Origin of the sequence: Spongiactinospora sp. TRM90649 (genome assembly GCF_029382225.1) — a bacterium.
Classification (GTDB): domain Bacteria; phylum Actinomycetota; class Actinomycetes; order Streptosporangiales; family Streptosporangiaceae; genus Spongiactinospora.
Genome location: NZ_JARLTC010000020.1, coordinates 61,661 through 82,252 on the forward strand (window position 1 = coordinate 61,661; position 20,592 = coordinate 82,252).

19 protein-coding genes are annotated in these 20,592 nt (G+C 72.5%); 14 read left to right on the forward strand and 5 right to left on the reverse strand.

Going from position 1 to position 20,592, the window contains the following annotated elements; translation table 11 throughout:
* Together P3X83_RS23120 and P3X83_RS23125 are read right to left on the reverse strand one after the other, a co-directional pair.
* Positions 1 to 1,131, reverse strand: a complete 1,131-nt coding sequence (locus P3X83_RS23120) for a DUF5808 domain-containing protein (RefSeq protein ID WP_277307266.1) — start codon at positions 1,129 to 1,131, stop codon at positions 1 to 3.
* 176 nt (positions 1,132 to 1,307) lie between these two features.
* The gene (locus P3X83_RS23125; RefSeq protein ID WP_277307267.1) at positions 1,308 to 1,727 is read right to left on the reverse strand and encodes a GntR family transcriptional regulator; all 420 of its coding nucleotides are present in this window, start codon (positions 1,725 to 1,727) and stop codon (positions 1,308 to 1,310) included.
* A gap of 64 nt (positions 1,728 to 1,791) precedes the next feature.
* Here P3X83_RS23125 and P3X83_RS23130 point away from each other — a divergent pair, with 64 nt between their 5' ends.
* From P3X83_RS23130 to P3X83_RS23140, 3 genes are read left to right on the forward strand one after another with little or no spacing between them, the layout of a single operon-like run.
* The gene (locus tag P3X83_RS23130; RefSeq protein ID WP_277307268.1) at positions 1,792 to 2,172 is read left to right on the forward strand and encodes a hypothetical protein; all 381 of its coding nucleotides are present in this window, start codon (positions 1,792 to 1,794) and stop codon (positions 2,170 to 2,172) included.
* Positions 2,169 to 3,074 carry an ATP-binding cassette domain-containing protein gene (locus tag P3X83_RS23135; protein ID WP_277307269.1) on the forward strand — a complete coding sequence of 302 codons (906 nt, stop codon included), beginning with the start codon at positions 2,169 to 2,171 and terminating at the stop codon, positions 3,072 to 3,074. The genes P3X83_RS23130 and P3X83_RS23135 overlap by 4 nt, the downstream gene beginning before the upstream one ends.
* On the forward strand, positions 3,071 to 3,868 hold the full coding sequence (locus P3X83_RS23140; protein ID WP_277307270.1) for an ABC transporter permease subunit: 798 nt from the start codon (positions 3,071 to 3,073) through the stop codon (positions 3,866 to 3,868). The genes P3X83_RS23135 and P3X83_RS23140 overlap by 4 nt, the downstream gene beginning before the upstream one ends.
* Here the strand turns inward: P3X83_RS23140 and P3X83_RS23145 are convergent.
* Both P3X83_RS23145 and P3X83_RS23150 read right to left on the reverse strand, forming a co-directional pair.
* A complete protein-coding gene (locus P3X83_RS23145; RefSeq protein ID WP_277307271.1) occupies positions 3,858 to 5,117 on the reverse strand; it encodes an MFS transporter in 1,260 nt (419 codons plus the stop codon). The two genes, P3X83_RS23140 and P3X83_RS23145, sit on opposite strands and share 11 nt — an antisense overlap.
* A gap of 90 nt (positions 5,118 to 5,207) precedes the next feature.
* Positions 5,208 to 5,861: an SDR family NAD(P)-dependent oxidoreductase gene (locus P3X83_RS23150; RefSeq protein ID WP_277307272.1), complete on the reverse strand. Its 654-nt coding sequence runs from the start codon at positions 5,859 to 5,861 to the stop codon at positions 5,208 to 5,210.
* A 170-nt stretch (positions 5,862 to 6,031) separates the two neighbouring features.
* Between P3X83_RS23150 and P3X83_RS23155 the strand changes: the two genes are divergently transcribed.
* A complete protein-coding gene (locus P3X83_RS23155; RefSeq protein WP_277307273.1) occupies positions 6,032 to 7,249 on the forward strand; it encodes a vanadium-dependent haloperoxidase in 1,218 nt (405 codons plus the stop codon).
* Between the two features lie 236 nt (positions 7,250 to 7,485).
* Here the strand turns inward: P3X83_RS23155 and P3X83_RS23160 are convergent, their stop codons facing one another.
* Entirely contained in the window at positions 7,486 to 7,830 is a 345-nt protein-coding gene (locus tag P3X83_RS23160) for a hypothetical protein (protein WP_277307274.1), read from the reverse strand.
* A 357-nt stretch (positions 7,831 to 8,187) separates the two neighbouring features.
* Here P3X83_RS23160 and P3X83_RS23165 point away from each other — a divergent pair, with 357 nt between their 5' ends.
* From P3X83_RS23165 to P3X83_RS23210, 10 genes are all read left to right on the forward strand, one after another.
* Positions 8,188 to 9,117: an alpha/beta fold hydrolase gene (locus tag P3X83_RS23165; protein ID WP_277307275.1), complete on the forward strand. Its 930-nt coding sequence runs from the start codon at positions 8,188 to 8,190 to the stop codon at positions 9,115 to 9,117.
* A gap of 85 nt (positions 9,118 to 9,202) precedes the next feature.
* Complete coding sequence (gene moeZ, locus P3X83_RS23170) at positions 9,203 to 10,384, forward strand: adenylyltransferase/sulfurtransferase MoeZ (protein ID WP_277307276.1); 1,182 nt, start codon at positions 9,203 to 9,205, stop codon at positions 10,382 to 10,384.
* 201 nt (positions 10,385 to 10,585) lie between these two features.
* Positions 10,586 to 11,314: a hypothetical protein gene (locus P3X83_RS23175; RefSeq protein ID WP_277307277.1), complete on the forward strand. Its 729-nt coding sequence runs from the start codon at positions 10,586 to 10,588 to the stop codon at positions 11,312 to 11,314.
* Entirely contained in the window at positions 11,308 to 12,585 is a 1,278-nt protein-coding gene (locus P3X83_RS23180; protein WP_277307278.1) for a S8 family serine peptidase, read from the forward strand. Before P3X83_RS23175 ends, P3X83_RS23180 begins: the two co-directional genes overlap by 7 nt.
* Before the next feature lie 300 nt (positions 12,586 to 12,885).
* Complete coding sequence (locus P3X83_RS23185; protein WP_277307279.1) at positions 12,886 to 13,722, forward strand: hypothetical protein; 837 nt, start codon at positions 12,886 to 12,888, stop codon at positions 13,720 to 13,722.
* On the forward strand, positions 13,716 to 14,975 hold the full coding sequence (locus P3X83_RS23190) for a S8 family serine peptidase (RefSeq protein WP_277307280.1): 1,260 nt from the start codon (positions 13,716 to 13,718) through the stop codon (positions 14,973 to 14,975). The genes P3X83_RS23185 and P3X83_RS23190 overlap by 7 nt, the downstream gene beginning before the upstream one ends.
* Positions 14,976 to 15,098: 123 nt before the next feature.
* A complete protein-coding gene (locus tag P3X83_RS23195; RefSeq protein WP_277307281.1) occupies positions 15,099 to 15,467 on the forward strand; it encodes a hypothetical protein in 369 nt (122 codons plus the stop codon).
* Positions 15,455 to 15,784 (forward strand): MGMT family protein, encoded by a 330-nt coding sequence (locus P3X83_RS23200; protein ID WP_277307282.1) that lies wholly within the window; start codon positions 15,455 to 15,457, stop codon positions 15,782 to 15,784. The genes P3X83_RS23195 and P3X83_RS23200 overlap by 13 nt, the downstream gene beginning before the upstream one ends.
* A gap of 126 nt (positions 15,785 to 15,910) precedes the next feature.
* Entirely contained in the window at positions 15,911 to 18,820 is a 2,910-nt protein-coding gene (locus P3X83_RS23205; RefSeq protein WP_277307283.1) for a CDP-glycerol glycerophosphotransferase family protein, read from the forward strand.
* A gap of 48 nt (positions 18,821 to 18,868) precedes the next feature.
* On the forward strand, positions 18,869 to 20,419 hold the full coding sequence (locus tag P3X83_RS23210; RefSeq protein WP_277307284.1) for a beta-N-acetylhexosaminidase: 1,551 nt from the start codon (positions 18,869 to 18,871) through the stop codon (positions 20,417 to 20,419).
* Positions 20,420 to 20,592 lie beyond the last annotated feature (173 nt).

Here is a 20,592-nt window from a genome sequence, read left to right on the forward strand (position 1 = left end):
TCAGGAGAGGGTGGTGCGGGTGGGGAGGTCGATGACGCCGGCGGTCCATAGGAGTAGAACGATGGCCAGGACGGCGAGGATGGACCAGGTCACCGGGTGGCCGAGGTTGAGGGTCCAGGTGGTGCCGAACCTGGCGGGGACGGCTATCGCCGGGTCGCGGCGGTTGGCGTAGACGGCTCCGGCCAGGAACCAGTGCCGGTCGTCGTCGCGCTGGACGAGGCCGGAGTCCTCCGACTCCTCCCCCCGCATGGACGGCAGGCGGTGCCCGCCCTGCCCCGCACGCAGCTCCCACACCAGCGCGCCGATCACCGGAGCCGCCGGCGGCAGGTACGTCGCGACGAGCCACGCCGTCGTCGCGGGCGCGAGCCCCCACAGCCGCAGGGCGGCGATCAGCAGGCAGAAGGCGAAGCAGGCCGCCCCCAGCAGCGACATCCTGGCCATGCCGCGCAGGTAGACGCGGTACTTACGGGCCGAGCCCCGGGGACGCGCGGCGTCCAGGTCGGGGCGGGCGCGCAGGAGCACCAGGGTCAGGGCGGGCAGCAGCAGGGTGATCGCGGCCTGGAGGAGCACCGGCTCGAAGGCGGTGAGCGGGGTGGTTGGGACGGTCCGGCCGTCCTCGACGCCAAGGCCGGACAGGGCCGGGAGCGCAGGGGGCAGCGCGTCGTACCGGTACCAGCCCAGGGCGGCGGTGGTCAGGGTGATCGCGACCGCGGGCAGCAGCCATGGCCAGGGCAGGCGGACGGGGTCGGTCCGGAAGGTGGTGTCCACCGTGACGCCCTGACGGCGGCCCTCGTGCCAGCCGCCGGAGCGCTTGGCCGCGCGCAGCGTGCGGTGCGCGCGGTAGTAGAGCAGCGCGCAGGAAACGCCGAACACCGCCTCGACGGCGATGAGCCGGCCGCTGCCGGTGGTGACGGCGGCGGCCAGGACGGCCGACAGGATCGCTGCGACCCCTCCGGCCAGCAGGACCAGTCTGGCGTAGGCGCGGCGCTGGGCGACCACGGCGGGATCGGCCACCCTGTCGTACGGCACGCGCACCCCGAACGGCAGCGTCGGCCGGGCCAGCGCGGGAGTGATCAGCGCCACGCACGCGATCACCGCCACCGACGCCATCCCCGAGAGGAACGCGCTCATCGCCCCGCCGTTGGAGGGTGTCCGGCCCAGGCCGCCCATGGGCAGATCGCTGTCACCGGTCTGTCACCTCCGAGGTGGGTGTTGCAGTCGGTCCGTAACGAACGCACCTCGCGGACGCGGGTGGTCGGGTCGTCGTCATCAGGCTTTCATGAGCCCTGCTCAGGTCGGGTGCCGGGTCATGTGGTGACCTTCGCCCTCGCGACCGCCACCGCCGTCGCCTGGAACCCGGACAGCATCGTCGAGCACCGGCGCATGATCTCGGCGTGGTCGAGCCCGTGCACGGCGGCCTCGGCGAGCAGCACCCGCATCCGTTCCTCCCACCCCTCCCCGAAGCCCGGTTCCGGCGGCCCCGACGCGGGATCGCGCCGGACGACCGCGCCGCTCTTGCGGTTGACGCGGATGACGCCTTCCTGTTTGAGCAGGTCGTACGCCTTGTTGACGGTGTGGAAGTTGATCCCGAAGTCGGCGGCGAGCTGCCGCGTGGACGGCAGCGGGTCGCCCTCCGCCGTCTCGCCACGGGCGATCGCCTCCACGATCCGGTCCCTGATCTGCTGGTAGATCGGGACGTCGCTGTCGACGTCGATGGTCAGGTTCACATTCGCAGCATATCTGATATACAACTTATAGAACAGATACATCTGATCACTCGGGGAGGACACGATGATCCACGCGGAGGTAAGAGACGGGACGCTCGTGGTGTCGCATGAGCCGTGGACGCGGCTGTTCGTCCGCAGGTCGCGCACGGTGGTGCCGCTCGCGGCGATCCGCGAGGTCCGGCCGGAGCGCGCGCCGCTGGGCGTGGCGCGCGGGCCGCGCAGCGGCCTGGTCGTCAGCGGGTTCCTCAAGGTCGGCTTCTGGGCCGGCCTGGACGGCGTGCGCCGCCTGGTCGCCGCCGACCGCACCCCCGGCCTGCGGATCGTCCTGTCGCACCGGATCGACGGCGTGGACGAGCTGGTCCTCAGCCTGGACGAAGCCGACCGGCTCCAGACGCGGCTCCCCGGGGCCGCCTCCGGCGCGACCTCCAGGAGTCCGGGCGCATGATCGAGGTACGCGGCCTGACCAAGGTCTTCGGCACGGTGACCGCCGTCGCCGACCTCGCCTTCGAGGCGGCCGAGGGACGCGTGACCGCGTTCCTCGGCCCGAACGGAGCAGGAAAGACGACCACCATGCGAATGCTGCTCGGCCTGGTCCGCCCGAGCGCGGGCGTCGCCACCATCGGCGGGCGGCGTTACGCGGAGCTGTCCAGGCCGTCCTCCGAGGTCGGCGCCGTCCTGGACACCGCGGGGTTCCACCCGGCCCACACCGCCCGCGACCACCTGCGCGTCTACGCCCGCATGGGCGGCCACTCCCGCGCGAGGGTCGCCGAGGTGATGGACCTGACCGGGGTCGCCGCGTTCGCCGGGCGCCGGACCCGCGCGCTGTCCACGGGGATGGGCCGCCGCCTGGCCCTGGCGACGGCGCTGCTGGGGGATCCGGCCGTGCTGGTGCTGGACGAACCGGGCAACGGCCTGGACCCGGAGGGCATCGCCTGGCTGCGCGGCCTGCTGCGCGGGTTCGCCGCGCAGGGCCGCACGGTGCTGGTCTCCAGCCACGTGCTCAGCGAGGTGGAGCAGGTGGCCGACCACGCGGTGGTCGTCCGGGACGGCCGGCTGGTCGCCTCGGGTCCGGTGCACGGCATGTACGGCAGGCCCGCCGTCCACGTGCGCTCCCCGCAGGCCGCCCGGCTGCGGGCGGTCCTGGCCGATGCCGACACCGAAACCGACACCGAGGAAGCGGGGAGCGACCGGCTTCGCGTCGTGGGGCTGACCCCCGCCGCGATCGCCGACCTCGCCGCCGCCCACGGCGTGCCGCTGCACGAGATCACCCCGGAGCGCCCCACGCTCGAACGCGCCTTCCTCGACCTGACCTCGACCGGGACCGGCGGCCAGGGAGGCGGCGCATGATCCGCCTGATCGGCGCGGAGTGGTACCGGCTGACGGCCTCCCGCCTGCCCCTGTGGGGAGCGGTCGCGGCGGCGGTGTGCGGCGCGTTCACGGGGCTGCTCGCCCTCATCGGCCCGGAGAACTTCCAGCCCCCGCTGCCCGGCCTTGCCACGGAGGTCGGCACCCGCGCGCTGCTCGGGCTGCTGGGCATCCTGGCGTTCGTCCCGGCGCTGATCGCGACCGGCGCGGTGGCGGGGGAGTACCAGCACCGGACGATCACCACCACCGTCCTGTTCGCCCCCAGCCGGTGGAGGGTGCTGGCCGCGAAGCTGGTCGTGCACGGGGTCGCGGGGCTCGGCTACGGGTTGCTCACCACGGCCGTGGCGGGGGCCGCGCTGCTCGGGACGGCGGCGCTGAAGGGCGTCGCGCTCGGCCTGCCCGCGACCGCCGTCCTGGGGCTGCTGGCCAGGATCGCGCTGACCATGGCCGTCTACACGCTGCTGGGCGTGGCCACGGGGGCGCTGCTGCGCAACCGGGTGGCGGCGCTGGCCGCACTCGGCGGCTACTTCTACCTGGCCGAGACCGCGCTGCTGCTGATCCCGGGCACGGGGGCGCTCTACCCGTACCTGCCAGGCGGGGCCACGGCGTCCCTGACCGGGTTCACCTACCTGGCCGACGCCGTGGCCGCCCAGACCGGAGCCGCGACCGCCGGGCCGCTGCCCGCTCCGCTCGGAGCCGCCGTGCTGCTGGGTTACGCGCTCGTGGCGGCGGTCGCCGCCGTCGCCGTACCGCTGCGCGGTGACATCACCCGCTGACCTGGATCAGCGGGGCGCGGGTGGCCTCGGGGGACAGCCGGCTTTCGCTCCACAGGACCCCGGCCGCGCCGATGACCAGCAGGACGGCGAAGCCGGTCCACAGCGCCACGCCGCCCGCGTCGATCAGGAGGCCGATCAGGCCGGGGCCCGCGGCGGCGGAGACCGTCCAGGTGAGCTGGTAGACGGCGTTGTAGCGGCCGATCGCGTGCGGAGGCGCGCTCGCGGCGACCAGCGCGCCTGCGGCGGGCCCGCTGATCAGCTCGGCGGCGGTGACGGCGAGCACGGAGGACAGGGCGAGCGCGACCGTGACGGCCCCGGCCGCGCCGGGCGCGGCCACCAGCAGCGTGACGGAGAGCAGGAAGAGCGCGGCGGCGGCCACCAGCAGGCGCGTACGGCGAAGCCGCCGCACCGCGTGGGTGACGTACTGCTGCGCGGCGAACACGACCACGCAGTTGATCGCGAAGGCGGCGCTGGGCAGCCAGCCGGGCAGCCCGGCGGCGTTCACCAGGTAGGCGGGCAGGGCGACCGTGGGCAGCATCCACCCGAAGGACAGCGCGGTGAACGCCAGGCAGAAACCGGCGAAGCCCCGATCGCGCAACACCGCCCGCCAGGTAGCGGCAGGCCGGCCGGACGTGGTGTCTTCCGGTGCGGCCGGGGCCCGCTCGGTGGGTGCCGTGCGGTGGGTGCCGATGAGGGCGGCGGCGAACAGGGAGGTGATCACGTTGATCAGCAGCAGCAGGCGTCCGGCCTGCGGGTCGAGGACCAGGGCGATCGAGGCGAACAGCGCGCCCAGGCCGATGCCGCCGTTCTTCAGCATGGCGACCAGCGCGTACCAGGCGTCGAGCCGGTCGCGTCCGGCCACCCTGGCGACGTAGACGGGCCAGGACGCCCAGTACAACCGGTCCGCCAGCATGATCAGGAACGCGGTGAGCAGCACCGCCGGGAACGTGTCGGCGATCAGGAACAGCGAGTATCCGGCCGCCACGATGACGTTGCCGCCCGCGAGCGGCCATCGGGAGCCGAACCGGTCGGCCAGCATGCCGCCGACCGGTCCGAACGGCAGGGCCAGCAGGGTGCCCGCGGTGACCGCCAGGCCCACCGTGCCCGCCGACAGGTCCGTCTGCCGAAGCAGGTAGAGGAACGAGAGCGGGTAGAAGGCCCCGACGCCGAACGCGTCGATGGCGGCGGCCACGAGCACCTTGCGATGGCCCTTGACGGACGGGAACGCGGATCCCGATAAGCGCCGCATGTTTACCTCCGTGGTCGCGCCGATGAATGATCAGCACAACCACGGACGCCCGCCGTTTTGTTTCGGTCTACTCCTTTTGTTGCCTCCGGATCACGGCTCCGAGTGCAGGACCTCGTGTTCCCAGCGCTCGCGCGGCTGCTCGTGCAGTCGCCAGTAGTGCTCGGCGATGTCGTCGGGGTCGAAGTAGGTGCCGGGCGCGACCGGGCCGTCCACGGTGACGCTCGCCGCGTGGAAGCCCTCGTCGCCGTATCGCTGGTGGAGGAGCGTCACCAGGGTGCGGACCCCGGCCTTGCCGAGCGACAGGCTCACATACTCCGGCTTCGGCACGGGCATGCCGCCGGTGATGAGGAACGAGCCGCCGCCGCGCGCGGCCATCGCGGGGGCGAGGTGGGCGGCTGCGGTGAGTGCGCCGACCACGTTGACCGCCCACGCGTCGAGGTGGCCGCGCGCCGACAGCTCGCCCGGCCCGTCGGCGCGTACGGCGGCGGCGTTGTAGACGGCGACGTCGGGCGTGCCGAGTTCGGCCGACGCCTTGTCGATGGCGGCCCGCAACGCGTCCTCGTCGGTGCTGTCGGCCGTCAACCGGACGACCTTGACCCCGGTGGGGGCCACGGCCTGGGCCGCGGCGGCCACCGTGTCCGCGCTGCGGGCGATGAGGGCGACGGGCATGCCCTGCGCGGCGAAGCGCCGCGCCACGGCCTGGCCGATGCCAGGTCCGACCCCGATGATCAATGCTCCGGCCATCGTAAGTTCCCCCCCGAATCCCTGTTAGGGCAGTAAGTGGATCACCAAGCACCGTGTCCCTGTGCCGTCATCATGCTAAATTCATGTAAATCCAGTAGGAAATATTGCTTTTAAGATCGCGCGTGCCTATCGTGAGGATCGCCGCCGCAACCGACTTCCGGAGGACCCTCATGTCGTTGTTATCGGTACTCACGGCCGCGCTGGTCGCCGTCCCGGCGGTGGCACCGCCCGCCGCTCCGCCGCTCGCCCTCCCGCAGCGGCAGGGCGTGGACACGGTCGCCGAGTGGTACGACACGACCGTCGCCACCATCGCCGCCGCGCCCGCCGCCACGCAGGTCACCAACAGCCGCACCTGGGCGATCAGCTGGCTGGCGGCGGCCAGGGCGCTGCGCCGGCGCCCGGCGCCGCCCGCGTTCCGGGACGCCGCGCTGGCCTCGGCCGTCCACCGGTCCCTCGTCGCGCTGGTCCCGGCGCGGAAGACCGAGCTGGACGCCGCGCTGGCGACCGCGCTCGCCCGCATCCCCGAGGGCGCGTCCAAGCGGCGGGGGATCGCGGCGGGAGTCCGTGAGGCCGACGCACTGCTCAGGGAGCGCGAGGGCGACGGCCTGGACCCGGCGTCGGTGAACCGCGCCTACACGCCGCAGCCCGCCGCGCCCGGCGTCTGGCAGCCCACGCCGCCCACCTTCAGCCCTGGAGCCCAGGCGGGGACGCGTCTCGCCAGGCCGTTCCTGCTGAGCAGGGCCGACCAGTACCGCCCCGCCCCGCCTCCGGCGCTGGACTCCGAGCGGTACCGCAAGGACCTTGAGGAGGTCCGCGTCTACGGCGCGCTGAACAGCACCGCGCGCACCCAGGCGCAGACCGACACCGCGCAGTTCTGGTACGGCTCCTCGCTCACCCTGTACGACGGCGTGCTCGGCGCGGCCGTGCGCCAGTCGGCCGACAAGCCGCAGGCGTGGCGCGCCGGACTGGTGGCGATCTTCCACGTGGCGCTCGTGGACACGCAGATCGCCACGTCCGACGCCAAGTACGCCTACGTCCTGTGGCGTCCCGTGACCGCGCTCCGCGTCACCGACCCGGAGTGGACGCCGCTGCACAACACGCCGGCCCACCCCGACTACCCGAGCGGCCACAACACCTACTCGGGGGCGGCGGAGAAGGTGCTCACCGCCCTGGTCGGGTACCGCGCCAAGCGCCCGTACACCATCACCAGCCCTACCCAGCCGGGCGCGACCAGGACCTACACCGACTGGAAGAAGCCCACCGAGGAGAACGTGAACGCGCGCGTGTGGTCGGGCATCCACACCCGCTCGGCCGACGAGACCGGCGTACGCCTGGGCGGCGACGTCGCCGCGCACGCCCTGCGGGACGCGGTGCGACTGTTCCGCTGATCCGGGGGAACGGGAACTCCGATGGTCCTGACGCCGCGTGGGGGGAGGCGTCAGGGCCTTCGCCGTCGCGATGGTGGACGAGCATGGCCGACTTCGTCAGCAGGTGGTCGCGCCCGTCGTCATCGACATGCGCGGAAAACATGTCAGACGAGGACCGGACGGGAATGGCGGCCGTCCGGTCCTCGCTGCGTAATTCCTTTTTCGTGACCCGTCAGTGGTTCACGAAAAGGAATCGTTTACCAGTGTGTCGGCGAACCGCCGAGCACTTCGAAGTTCTTGCGGATGTGGAGGCAGCCTCTGGCGTGCCGCCACCGCACGTTGCCCGTGACATGGTTGATCTTGACCGTGCTCCGGTTGGTCCACCGCTTGTGGCCCCAGTTGCCGCCGCAACCGCCACCGCCGCAGCTGCCACCGCCACAGCGGTTGCCGCAGCCATGGCCGCCACCGCACCCGCCGAGGGCGACGACGGAGACTCCGGCGTTCGCTGAGGTGGTGGTAGTCGCGGCACCCAGGCCGACGACCCCACCCGTCAGCGCGGTGCTGATCGCGAGGGTTGCGGCGATTTTCTTGACCTTGGGCATTGCGTATCCCCCTTGGAAGGCATGATGGTCCGCTGAGACATTCGATCCGGATGAGTCGGTAAATGTCTGGGATGACACCACATTGTGGGTGATCCTGGTTGTCTGATTTCCGGGGATGTTGAGGGGCAAACAGCAATCTCCCACCTTTACTAACTAATAATCTCTGTATTGCTGGCATTAAACTATTATCGCTTGATTAGGTAACATATGTCGTGAATGTCTGATTAGCTGGCATCCGTCCAGGGGCCCCAGGCATCCCCCCGGCCATCCGGGGCAGGGGATTGCGCAGCGGGACACCGTGGCTATCGTCGAAGGAGACGGAGGTCATGCGGGGGCACAGGAGAAGAAGGGGGCGCGGTGAGCGGGGAGAACAGGGAGCAGGACATGGGCCCGATCCCGCACTGGACCGGCGAGATGCTGACGCTCGGTGGTCACGAGGTACACGTGCGCTCAACCCCCACCGGGGCCGAGCAGAACGCCGTCTTCGTCCACGGACTCGCGGGTTCGTCCACCAACTGGACCGACCTGATGGACCGCCTCAAGGACATCGTCCGGGGCCACGCGATCGACCTGCCGGGTAACGGCTACTCTCCGGAGCCGGACGACGCCGACTACTCCATCGCCGCCCACGCGCAGGCCGTGATCGACCTCATCGAGCACGTGTCCGACACCCCCGTTCACCTGTTCGGCAACTCGCTGGGCGGCGCGGTCTCCGTACGGGTGGCCGCACTCCGGCCCGACCTGGTGCGGTCGCTGGTGCTGGTCTCGCCCGCGCTGCCCGACCTGCTGCCCCGGTACGGCCCCGCCCGCGTGGCGCTGTCCACGCTGCCCGGGATCGGCGTCTGGGCGATCGAGCGGATGCGGATGATCCCCGCCGAGCGCCGGACCAGCGCCACGCTGGGCATGTGCTACGCCGACGCCTCGCGCGTCCACCCGGCCCGGTTCGATGAGGCGGTCGAGGAGCTGCGCCGCCGCGACGGCCTGCCGTACGCGGGGGCCGCGCTGGTGGGCTGCGCCCGCGCCATTGTCAGCGAGTACTTCCGCCGGGGAGAGGAGAACCTCTGGCGGCAGGCGGCCAGGGTGACCGCGCCGACGCTCGTCATGCATGGCCGCCACGACCGCCTGGTGCGGCCGAGCATGGCCGCGCGCGCAGGGCGCACGTTCCCCAGGGTGCGCCTGGTGCTGCTGCCCCTGGCGGGACACGTGGCGCAGATGGAGTTCCCGGAGGCGGTGGCACGCGAGTCGCGCCTGCTGATCAGGGACGCCACCGCACTGGCGGTCGGCTGAGCGGTAACGTTCGGCTTTGGGGAATGCCCGGTGACCGGGTTAGGTTGACGAACACGGAGACCCCCTGAAACGGGAGCGTAGAACTGTGTCCTTGCCACCGCTGGTAGAACCGGCAGCCGAACTGAGCGTCGATGAGGTTCGCCGGTATTCGCGTCATCTGATCATCCCCGACGTCGGGATGGCCGGGCAGAAGCGCCTCAAGAACGCCAAGGTGCTGTGTGTGGGCGCGGGCGGGCTGGGTTCCCCGGCCCTGATGTATCTCGCCGCCGCCGGCGTGGGCACCCTCGGCATCATCGACTTCGATGTCGTCGACGAGTCGAACCTGCAGCGGCAGATCATCCACGGCCAGTCCGACGTGGGCAGGCTGAAGGCCGAGAGCGCCGCCGCCTCGGTCAAGGAGATCAACCCGCTGGTCGACGTGATCGTCCACAACGTGGCGTTGAGCACCGACAACGTGATGGAGATCTTCTCCGGCTACGACCTGATCGTGGACGGCACCGACAACTTCGCCACCCGCTACATGGTGAACGACGCCGCGGTGCTGCTCGGCAAGCCGTACGTCTGGGGCTCGATCTACCGCTTCGACGGCCAGGCGAGCGTCTTCTGGGCCGAGCACGGCCCCTGCTACCGCTGCCTGTACCCCGAGCCCCCGCCGCCCGGCATGGTCCCGTCGTGCGCCGAGGGCGGCGTGCTGGGCGTGCTGTGCGCCTCGATCGGCTCGATCCAGGTCAACGAGGCCATCAAGCTGCTGACCGGCATCGGCGAGCCCCTGGTGGGCCGTCTGATGGTCTACGACGCCCTGGAGATGCAGTACCGCTCGGTCAAGGTCCGCAAGGACCCGGAGTGCGTGCTGTGCGGGAAGAACCCGAGCGTCACCCAGCTCCTCGAAGACTACGAGGCGTTCTGCGGCGCGATCTCCGACGAGGCCCAGGAGGCGGCGACCGGCTCGACCATCACCGCCCGTGAGCTCAAGGACATGCAGGACCGCGGCGACGACATCTTCCTGGTCGACGTCCGCGAGCCCAACGAGTACGAGATCGTCTCGATCCCGGGCGCGACGCTGATCCCCAAGGGCGAGTTCCTCAACGGCTCGGCCCTGGAGCGGCTGCCCCAGGACCGGAAGATCGTGCTGCACTGCAAGTCCGGCGCCCGCAGCGCGGAGGCCCTGGCGATCGTGAAGAACGCCGGTTTCTCCGACGCCGTCCACGTCGGGGGCGGAGTGCTGAGCTGGGTCAAGTCCATCGACCCGAGCCTGCCCAGCTACTGACGTACCCGCACGACACGAACGAGCATCCGCCGTTCCGCCGATACCCGGCGTCCCGGCTTATCGGAACGTTCCTAAGCGGAACGGTGGATGTCACACGCTGACTTGACCTCATGGCGGCATGGACCGCGTTAAAGTCGAGCAAGTGAGCGACAGCGGTCTTCGAGCGTGGTCCCGGGGGCTGGACCGGCTGCTGGGGGCCGTATGAACGAACCCAACGATCCGCGCGCCTGGCCGGCCCTCATCGTCACCACGGTGCTCGCGCTGGTCTGCGCGGTCGCCGCCGGGGTGGCGGCGAGCGCGGCGGTCGCGGAGCTGACCCGCGAGCCCACCGCCGACGAGCTGCGCCGCGCCGCGACCGCGGAGGTCTCCAGGCGCTGGCAGGTCTGGCCCGCGGGCCGCCTGTTCCCCGAGACCATCCAGTACGCCGCCGAGCAGGGCGGGCAGGAGAGCGCCCGCAGGGTCGGCATCGCCGCCGACCACCGATGCCACACGGCGGTCGACGCGAAGCTCGTGCCCGCGCTGCGCGCGGCCGGGTGCCAGGCCCTGCTGCGGGCCACCTACATCGACGCGCTGCAGGGCGTGGTGGTGACCATCGGCGTCGCCGCGTTCCCCGACGAGACCCGCGCGATGCGCGCCGAGGAGGCCCTGCCAAGCGGCGAGCGTCCGGAGCCGGGGCTGCGGGCGCTGGCCTTCCCCGGCACCGTCACCGACCGTTTCACCGCCGAGGGCCGTCAGGCCGGGTCCGTGCGCCAGGGCGGCCCCTACGTGGTGCTCACGACCGCCGGTCAGGTGGACGGCAGGCCCGCGCGGGCCGTCGGCGAGCAGCGGCCCGCCGTCTTCGCCTTCGCCCGGTCGCTGGCCGAACGCGTCCTCACCGGGCTGACCCGCCCCGTCACCCCCGACTGCGCCTCCCCGGAGTGGTTGTGCTGAGGGTCGCGTTCGCCACGCTCACCGGAGGGGTCCTGGTCTTCCTCACCGGCGTCACGGCGTCGCCCGCCCGCGCCGACGACGTGCGCGAGAGCCAGCGGCCCGTGCTGCGCACCCTCCAGGTGGCCAAGGCCTGGACCCTCTCCGAGGGCAAGGGCGTCACGGTGGCGGTGCTCGACTCCGGCGTCGATCCGCGGCACCGCGACCTCGCGGGCTCGGTGACCGTCGGCCGCGACTTCACCAAGGGCGCGAACCCGCCGGGCGTGCGGCCGAGGCGGCTGCACGGCACCTACATGGCCTCGCTGATCGCGGGCCACGGGCACGGCAAGGGCGGCGGCGACGGCATCATCGGCATCGCCCCCAAGGCGCGCATCCTGTCGGTGCGGATCATCCTGGAGGACGAGGAGCCGGGCTTCCGCGAGTTCAACTCGGCCGAGCGCTACGAAGACGTCGTGGCCCGGGGCATCCGCTACGCGGTGGACCACGGGGCCGACGTCATCAACATGTCGATCACCAAGGAGCTGGCCACCAAGGAGGAGCGCGCGGCGGTCCGCTACGCGATCTCCAAGGGTGTCGTGCTGGTCGCGGCGGCGGGCAACGACGGGGCCGCGGAACCGGGGGCCGACGGCTTCGCCCCCTACTCGTATCCGGCGGCGTTCCCCGGCGTGGTGTCGGTCGGGGCGGCCGACCGGGGGCTGCGGCGGGCGTCGTTCTCCAACTTCAACCCCTCGGTGATGGTGGCCGCGCCGGGGGTGGACATCCTGGGGGCGGGGCCGGGCGACGAGTACTGGGTGGGGCGGGGCACCTCACAGGCGAGCGCCATGGTTTCGGGGGTGGCTGCACTAATTAGGGCCAAATATCCGAAAATGTCGCCCCCGCTTGTCGTACAGGCGCTCACCTCGGGCACCAGCGAACGCCCATCGGACGGCTACGACACGGGCATGGGCTTCGGCGTGGTGAACGCCGCGGGCGCGCTGGCCGAGGCCGCCCGCATCTCCGGGCACACGCTGCGCGCCAAGGGCACCGGCACGATGAACCCGATCGGCTCGCTGGCCGGACGCCCTCCGCCCCCGGTCCGGGTGGTCCGGCGCGATGAGCGGGCCATCACCCTCTACGGCGGCGTCGCGGCGGCCTCCGGGCTCGGCGCGCTGGCGTGCGTATGCGTCATCGCCGTCGTCGTCGGCCGGGTCCGCCGCGCTGCGGCGGCCGCCGCCATGGGTTCCCCACCCGGAAATGACACGGGTGAGGGCGGGCCGCCGATCGGCGCGACGTAGCATTGAGGTGTGTCACAGCCCCGGCGGCCCGAGGAGCCTGACGGGCGCCCGGAGACGACGGGGCCCCAGGCGTCCACGTCACGCCAGGGCCCCTCCCCTCAACCCGCCCAGGGCCCCTCACGCCGCCCCACCGAGGGCACGCCGCGCAGGCCCGTACACCGCCCCGCCGAGGGCGGGTCGCCTTCACCCGGCCAGGGGCCACGACCCCGGCCATTTCAGGGGGGTTCGCGGCGGGTCGCGCAGGGGCTGCCCCGTTCGGGTGGGGATTCGAACGCACGGAGCCTGCCGCGTCCGGCGCGGGTGCCCGGTGAAGGGGCACGGCAGCGGGCGGGAGCCCGGGTCCGGGCATGGCCCGCCGCCGGGCGCGCCTCGGCCGCCGCCACCGCCGCCGCCGAGCGGGCCACGCTGGCGCGCGGCATCCGCTACCGCACCGTGTTCCTGGTCCTGGTCGGCACGATCCTGGTGGTCGCGGCGGTGAACGTGCTGTTCGGCACGATCGGGCTGCTGCGCGAGACCCGTGCGCGCCCGCTCACCGTGGGTGAGCGCGCCGAATACGTCAAGGCCGACGTCGCCCGCCGCTGGCACGCCTGGCCCGCCACCGTCGTCTTCCCCGACGAGCTTGAGTACATCGGCATCGCCCGCACCCAGCAGCACGCCAGGCGCGTCGGCATCGCCCCCGAGACGAGCTGCGCCGGGGGCCTCGACACCCCGATCGGGTCGATCCTCGGGGCGAACGGTTGCCGCACGCTTTTGCGGGCAACATACGTGGACCAGACATCCAGTTTCGCCATCACCGTGGGCGTCGCCGTGTTCGCCAGCGAGGAGGACCGCGTGCAGGCCGCCGCGCAGCTTCCCGCCGACGACCGGATCGGCGTGCGCCCGGTGTCCTTCCCCGGCACCGCCACCGAGCTGTTCGGGGCGGCCCAGCGGCAGCGCAACGGCTGGGTGGGAGCCGGTCCTTACCTGGTCTTCTCGACCGCCGGATACTCCGACGGCCGCACCCGCGAGGCGGTGCCGCCCGAGGAGATCCTGCACAGTGAGCTGTGGCCCACCGCCCAGTCGGTGGCGGGCCGCATCGCCCGCTCGCTCGGCGAGCCGCCCGCCGTCCCGCGTTGCACGCAGGGGAACGTGTGCTGAGGTCACGTCGCGTCGCGAGCGCGGCGCTGGCGCTCGCCGGGGCGCTCGCGCTGACCCCCGTCGCGCCCGCCGCCGCCGACCCAATCCCGCAGGGGCAGGTGCGCGAGCGGCAGCAGTGGGTGCTGCAGACGCTCAACGCCGAGGCCGCCTGGCGGGTGACGAAGGGCGCGGGGGCGACGGTCGCGGTCATCGACAGCGGCGTGGACGACGGCGTCGCGGAGCTGCGCGGCAGGGTCACCACGGGTCCCGACATGACCGGCGCCCCCGTCGCCGCCGTCCGTGAGCCCGGCTCGCACGGCACCGCGATGGCCTCGCTGATCGCCGGTTCCGGCGGCAAGGGCGGCGTCGCCGGCGGCGACGGGGTGCTCGGCATCGCGCCGGAGGCCAAGGTCCTCTCCCTGCCACTGCTGCCCGACCAGCCGATCGGCCCCGACGGCACCGCCGAGCCCGACACCGGGCGTCAGCTCGGCGACGACAGCCCGCTGGCCCGCGCCATCCGCTACGCGGCCAACCACGGGGCCGACGTGATCAGCATGTCGATCGGCGCGTACGGCGCGCACCCGGCCGAGCGCGAGGCCGTCTCCTACGCGCTGGACAAGGGCGTCGTGCTGGTGGCCGCCGCGGGCAACGACGGCGCGCTCGCCGTCAGCAGGCAGAAGGACACCTCTTTCTGGAGCTTCCCGGCGGGCTACTCCGGGGTCGTCGGCGTCGGCGCGGTCGACGCCGAGCTGCTGCCCGCCCCGTTCAGCAGTGACAACCTGTCCGTCCTGGTGGCCGCGCCCGGCGTCGACGTGCCGGTGGCGCTGCCCGGCGGCGGCCACGAGTCGGCCGAGGGCACGAGCGCGGCGACGGCGCTGGTGGCGGGGGTGGCGGCGCTGCTGAAGGCGGCGCACCCGGACCTCTCGCCCGCCATGGTGGCGCGGGCGCTGTCCACCGGCACGCGGGGCACTCCGGCGGGCGGATACGACGACAAGGTGGGGTTCGGCGTGGTGGACGCGGCGGCGGCGCTGGCCAGGGCCGATCGCCTGGCGGTGGTGGGGCGGGCCGTGCAGGTGCCGGACGACCGGCACTTCGGCCAGGGGCCGCTGTCGGCGCCGCCCGACCCTCCGGGGCCCAACGGGCTGCGCGTGGGCGCGTTCAGCGGCGCGGTGCTGCTCGGGCTGGTCATCTTCGGCGGCGCGGTGATGGTGCTGACCCGCAAGGCCGAGGAGAGAGCGGGGCGGGAGCGCTCCCGGCAGGGGCCGTTCTCTTGATCACGTAGCGGCTTCGGTTCGAACGCTATTCGGACACCAAATGCGAACAGTTCAGATGCAGTGCCGCTTTTAGCGGACATTCCCGGCACGTAGGTACATGGGGGTCCGCTACTGTCGCGGCCCATGGGTTACGAGTTGCGGGTGGAGCGGGAACGACCGCTCGCCCACGCCGAACTCGCGGCGGCGCTCACTCCCGCGGGATACGCCTTACGCGGCTCGCAGGAGCAGGGCGAGGTCGTCGTACGCCATGAGGGCGACGAGCACGTGATCGCCACGTGGCGGGGACGCCTGGCCGGAGAGCCGCTGTCGGACTGGCAGGTCGCCCAGCTCGCGCGGATGGCCGGGCTGCTGGGCGCGCGCCTGATCGGCGAGGACGGCGAGGTCTACGCGATCCGGGACGGCGTGGTCGAGCAGACGAACAAGGACGCCAGCTACGTGTTCGGCAAGGTGGAGGAGATCCTCTCCGCCGGTCCGGCACAATGGAGCAAATGACAGCGCAGGGTGATCCACCCCCTTTCGCCGAACGCGTCCTCGACGTCGTCGAGCGCATCCCGCGCGGCAAGGTGATGTCCTACGGCGACATCGCCGAATACCTCGGAGAGGGCGGGCCGCGCCAGGTCGGCCGGGTCATGTCGCAGTGGGGCGGCGGAGTTCCCTGGTGGCGGGTGGTCCACGCCGACGGCACTCCGGTGCCCGGTCACGAGCGGACCTGCTACGACCGGTGGCGGGCCGAACGCACTCCGGTACGCGGCGAGGACGGCGAGCGGGTGGACATGCGCAAGGCCCGCTGGGACGGCGACACGGGCTGAACGCGGGGGCCGCAGGGGCCCCCGCTCTCCCAGCAGACGCTCAGGAACGCGGCGGGTTCTTGGGCCTCCAGGCCCACTACCATATGGAGGGACAGGCCACCCGTCCGGAAGGCGGTGCCCCACTCCATGGCCACCGGCGCGACCCCCGAGCGTGCGAGCCGCGACCTCGGTGACCGAATCCGAGCGGTTCAGGATCTCTGCGACCGTGGCGAGCCCCTGGAAGCGGTGATGGCCGCCGTCCGCGAAGAGGGGCTGTCCGCCGCCGATCGGCGGCGTCTCGACGCCGAGGCCCTGGCGGGGCCGCTGGGCGCGCGGATCGACACCGCGATCAGGCGTGGCACGGCCCGCCGCCGCGAGATGCTCACCCTGCTCACGCCCTACCTGGGCACGGTCGATCCGGCGGTCAAACGCGCCCTCCCCGTCGCCAGGCGGGTGGTGCTCCACCTCATCGAGTCGCGCGAGCTGGCCGAGCTGGCCGAGGGCGACGCGCTCACGAAGGTCGTGGCCGCGGCGGCCGAGCCGTACCGCCGGGTGCGCAAGGGCCTGCGCTGGTACGCCGACCTGCCGTTACGGGGCGAACTGCCCGACGAGCTCTACCGCCTGCGCCAGGCCGACCTGGTGCCGGTCACCCAGATCGACGACATCTCCTGGATCGACGGCCGGCTCCGCGTGACGGGTCACGCCTACCTGGCCGGGCTGTCGGTGCGCGGGCGCCGCTTCAACCGGGCCACGGTCGTGCTGCGCGGCCCGCGCTGGCAGCCCTCCGTGCGGCTGCGCACCCGGCGCACCTTCCGGCCGGAGGCCACCTACGGCGCGCACGAGCTGGGCTGCAACTACGACTGGTCCGGGTTCACCGCCGAGCTGCGGCCCTGGACCCTGCGCTGGCGGTCCTGGCTGCGCGGCGTCGCCCGGGGCGGACGGCGGCTGCTGCGCCGCCGCCCGGCCGTCCGCGACACCACGACCTGGCGCGCCGAGATCGTGATCTGGAGCCGGGGCGCGCGGGCCGTGGGCCTGCTGCGCGGCCCCGCGCTCGGCCGCACCGAGCGCCCGCAGGGCCTGGAGGTCCGGCCGCGCTGGTGGGTGCGCCCGGTGTGGACCTCCGACCGCGCGCTGCAGGTCGTGCTCCAGCCGTACCGCGCCGAGCTGACCGGCGTGAGCCTCGACGGCGACGACGCGCGGCTGCGGGTGTTCCTGCCCGGCCGTCAGGTGAACAAGGGCCACGTGCGCCTCGGCGGCCACCGCATGTCCGCCGACTTCACCCCGGTCGCGAGCGGCACCGAGGTCGCCTTCGCGCTGTCCACCCAGAGCCTGCTGGCGGAGAAGGACGGCAGGCGGCTGTGGGTCGAGCCCAAGGGCGATCCGGCCGCCACCGTGATGCTCGGCGCGGCCGAGGAGTTCCGCGGCGCGATCGGCGACCGCGAGATCACCGTCCTGTCCGACCGGCGCGACCGCGTGGTCGTCTCGGCCCACCGGATCCGCCCGGTCATCACCGGGGCTTCGTGGTCCGCCGACGGCGCGGCGCTCGTGCTGGAGGGCCGCTACCCCGACCCCGGGGCCGAGGAGCGCGCGCTGACCCTGCGGCACCGCACCGGCCTGACCTACCGGATGCCGCTCTCGCGCGACGGCGACCGCTTCACCGTACGTCTCGACGCCGCGGCGATGCCCCGGTTCGGCGAGCCCGTCCCGCTGATGAGCGGCACCTGGCATCTGTCGGTGTTCCACCCCACGGCCCGCGAGTCGGTCCCCTTCCGGGTCGATCACCAGGCGCTCGCGGCGCTCGACGAGGCCCCGCGCGTCCACGACGGCCGCCGCTACCAGTTCGTCTCCACCCGCTACGACGTCCCGGTCCTGATCGCCGCCGAGGAGAAGCCCGACGACGAGAAGGGCATGGCGGGCGTCTACGCGCTGGAGCGCCAGTTCTACCCGGCCCAGCGCCGCGAGCCGCTGCGCGAGGCCACCGTCTACGTCGCCTACGACGGCAGGCAGTACGAGGGCAACGTGCGCGCCGTCTACGAGGAGCGGCTGCGCAGGGGAGACGGCGGCGAGCACATCTGGGTGGTCAAGGACGGCGCGTTCGTCCCGCCGGGCCCGGCCGAGCTGGGCTACGGCCCGGGCGAGCGGCCCAGTGTGGTGCGGGCGGGCAGCCGTGAGCACTACGCGGCCCTCGCCAGGTCGCGATACGTGGTGACCAACTCGTTCCTGCCGCCGTGGTTCCGCGCCAGAGACGACCAGACGATCGTGCAGACCTGGCACGGCACCCCGGTCAAGCGGGTCGGCAACGACCTGCCGCACATGTCGCGCGACCCGCGCCCGCCGGTGTGGCACCGGCAGGCCGCCGAGGTCCGGGGCTGGGATCTGCTGCTGTCGCAGAGCCCATGGGCCACGCCGGTGCTGCGCAAGGCGTTCGGCTACCAGGGCGAGGTGCTGGAGGGCGGCTACCCGCGCAACGACGTGCTCGTCGCCCCCGAGCGCGACGAGCTGGCCGCCGGGGTCCGCCGCCGCCTGGGTCTCGCCGAGGACGCCAAGGTGGTGCTGTACGCGCCGACCTACCGCGACTACGACCGGAAGAACACCTCGCTGCGCCTCAACCTCGTGCAGGCCCGCACGATCCTGGGCGAGGGGCACGAGCTGCTGATCCGGGCGCATTCCATGCAGGCCGCCCCAGTGGTGCCCGACGACGGCTTCAGCCACGACGTCACCACATATCCAGACATCACCGATCTGCTGCTGATCACGGACGTCCTGATCACCGACTACTCCTCGGTGATGTTCGACTTCGCCGCCACCGGCCGTCCGATGATCTTCTTCGCCTACGACCTCGACCGGTTCGCGGCCAAGCGCGGCGTCTATCTCGATATCGCCGAGGAGGCCCCCGGGCCGGTGCTGGCCACCTCCGCCCAGGTGATCCAGGCGGTCAAGGGCATCGACGGCATCGCCGCCGAATACGCCGAGCGCTACGAGAACTTCCGCCGCGCCTACGCCCCCCGCGACGACGGGAAGGCCACGCGACGGCTCGTCGATCACGTCTTCGGTTAGAATCGAACGGTAAAGAAACTTACCGATTTCCGGCGGGCCGGGTCGAACATGGTCAAACGTTGGTCAACGGTCCGGCTGACGCTGGCGGCGGTCCTGGTGTGGGCGGGTGGCATGACCGGATGCGGTGCTGACGTACGGGTCGAGGGGGCGGCGCTGGTTCCACTGCCGGCGTCGGTCGTCCCCGCGGCCGAGGGCGAGGACTTCACTCTCGAACCGGCGGTGGTGATCACCGCGCCCGGCGAGGCGGCCGGGGTGGCGGAACACCTGGCGCTCGCCGTGCAGGAGGCCACCGGGCAGAGGCCGCAGGCCGGGCCGGACGGCGCGATCCGTCTCGCGCTCACCCCCGGGGCCGGTGCGGAGGGCTACGAACTGGTCGTCGGCCCCGACGGCGTCGACCTGCGCGCCGAGACCACGGCCGGGCTCTTCTACGGCGTGCAGACCCTCCGGCAACTGCTGCCGCAGGCCCGCGACGGCGGGCCGTCCCGGATGGCGGGCGTGCGGATCACCGACCGCCCGCGCTTCGCCTGGCGCGGCGCGATGCTCGACGTGGCCCGGCACTTCCGGCCGGTCGCCGACGTCAAGCGCTACCTCGACCTGATGGCCGCCTACAAGCTCAACGTGCTGCACCTGCACCTGACCGACGACCAGGGCTGGCGGCTGGCCATCGCGGGCCGTCCCGAGCTGACCAGGATCGGCGGCTCGACCCAGGTGGGCGGCGGCCCCGGCGGCTTCTACACCGCCGACGACTACCGCGAGCTGGTGAAGTACGCGAGCGACCGGTTCATCGACATCGTGCCCGAGATCGACATGCCGGGACACACCAACGCGGCGCTGGCCTCCTACGCCGAGCTGAACTGCGACGGGCGGGCCCGCGAGCCGTACACGGGGATAGAGGTCGGGTTCAGCACGCTCTGCGTGGGCTCGGCGGCCACCGACCGGTTCGTCTCCGACGTCATCGCCGAGGTGGCCCGGCTGACCCCCGGCGACTACGTCCACATCGGCGGCGACGAGGTGCGCGAGCTGAGCGAGGCCGACTACACCCGCTTCGTCGAGCGGGCGCAGGAGCTCGTCGTCCGCGCGGGCAAGCGGATGGTCGCCTGGCAGGAGGTCGGCAAGGCCAGGCTCGCGCCCGGCTCGGTGGTGCAGTACTGGCAGACCCGCGAGGAGCCCGACGACGTCGTCAACGCCGTGCGCCAGGGCGCGAAGGTCGTGCTGTCGCCGGCGTCCCGGGTGTATCTGGACATGAAGTACGACTCCGACAGTCGTGTCGGCCAGCAGTGGGCGGGCCTGGTCGAGGTCGAAGACTCCTACGACTGGGATCCGGCGGCCCTGCTGCCCGGCGTCGGCGAGGCGGCCGTGCTCGGCGTCGAGGCCCCGCTGTGGACGGAGACCGTCACCAATATCGACGACCTGGAATACCTCGCCTTCCCTCGGCTGCCCGCGGTCGCCGAGGTCGCCTGGACCCCGCAGAAGTCGCGCGACTTCGAGGTCTTCGCGTCCCGGCTGGCGGGGCACGCCGAGATGTGGCGGCGCTGGGGCGTCGACTTCCACGAGTCGCCGCAGATCCCCTGGGGCACCACAGATCCGCTCACCCGATGACCCGCTGATCGTTGACCGGTGGGCGTGACATACGACTCATTCCTACATCGGCGTGTCGTCGTACATACCGCTAAAGCCGCCGATAACGTAGGTCGGCATGCCGTACTCGCCGTCAAGGGCGAGGAAAAGCGGTCAACCCGGCACGATCTTTCTCTGTGGTCTGATGGAATTCT

Bases quoted from the DNA above. Each gene is read 5' to 3' on its own strand.
- P3X83_RS23195 (WP_277307281.1), top strand. From the start codon at position 15,099: ATGGGTTACGAGTTGCGGGTGGAGCGGGAACGACCGCTCGCCCACGCC.
- P3X83_RS23150 (WP_277307272.1), bottom strand. From the start codon at position 5,861: ATGGCCGGAGCATTGATCATCGGGGTCGGACCTGGCATCGGCCAGGCC.
- P3X83_RS23210 (WP_277307284.1), top strand. From the start codon at position 18,869: ATGGTCAAACGTTGGTCAACGGTCCGGCTGACGCTGGCGGCGGTCCTG.
- P3X83_RS23155 (WP_277307273.1), top strand. From the start codon at position 6,032: ATGTCGTTGTTATCGGTACTCACGGCCGCGCTGGTCGCCGTCCCGGCG.
- P3X83_RS23160 (WP_277307274.1), bottom strand. From the start codon at position 7,830: ATGCCCAAGGTCAAGAAAATCGCCGCAACCCTCGCGATCAGCACCGCG.
- P3X83_RS23130 (WP_277307268.1), top strand. From the start codon at position 1,792: ATGATCCACGCGGAGGTAAGAGACGGGACGCTCGTGGTGTCGCATGAG.
- P3X83_RS23175 (WP_277307277.1), top strand. From the start codon at position 10,586: ATGAACGAACCCAACGATCCGCGCGCCTGGCCGGCCCTCATCGTCACC.
- P3X83_RS23205 (WP_277307283.1), top strand. From the start codon at position 15,911: ATGGCCACCGGCGCGACCCCCGAGCGTGCGAGCCGCGACCTCGGTGAC.
- P3X83_RS23145 (WP_277307271.1), bottom strand. From the start codon at position 5,117: ATGCGGCGCTTATCGGGATCCGCGTTCCCGTCCGTCAAGGGCCATCGC.
- P3X83_RS23135 (WP_277307269.1), top strand. From the start codon at position 2,169: ATGATCGAGGTACGCGGCCTGACCAAGGTCTTCGGCACGGTGACCGCC.
- P3X83_RS23120 (WP_277307266.1), bottom strand. From the start codon at position 1,131: ATGAGCGCGTTCCTCTCGGGGATGGCGTCGGTGGCGGTGATCGCGTGC.
- P3X83_RS23200 (WP_277307282.1), top strand. From the start codon at position 15,455: ATGGAGCAAATGACAGCGCAGGGTGATCCACCCCCTTTCGCCGAACGC.
- P3X83_RS23140 (WP_277307270.1), top strand. From the start codon at position 3,071: ATGATCCGCCTGATCGGCGCGGAGTGGTACCGGCTGACGGCCTCCCGC.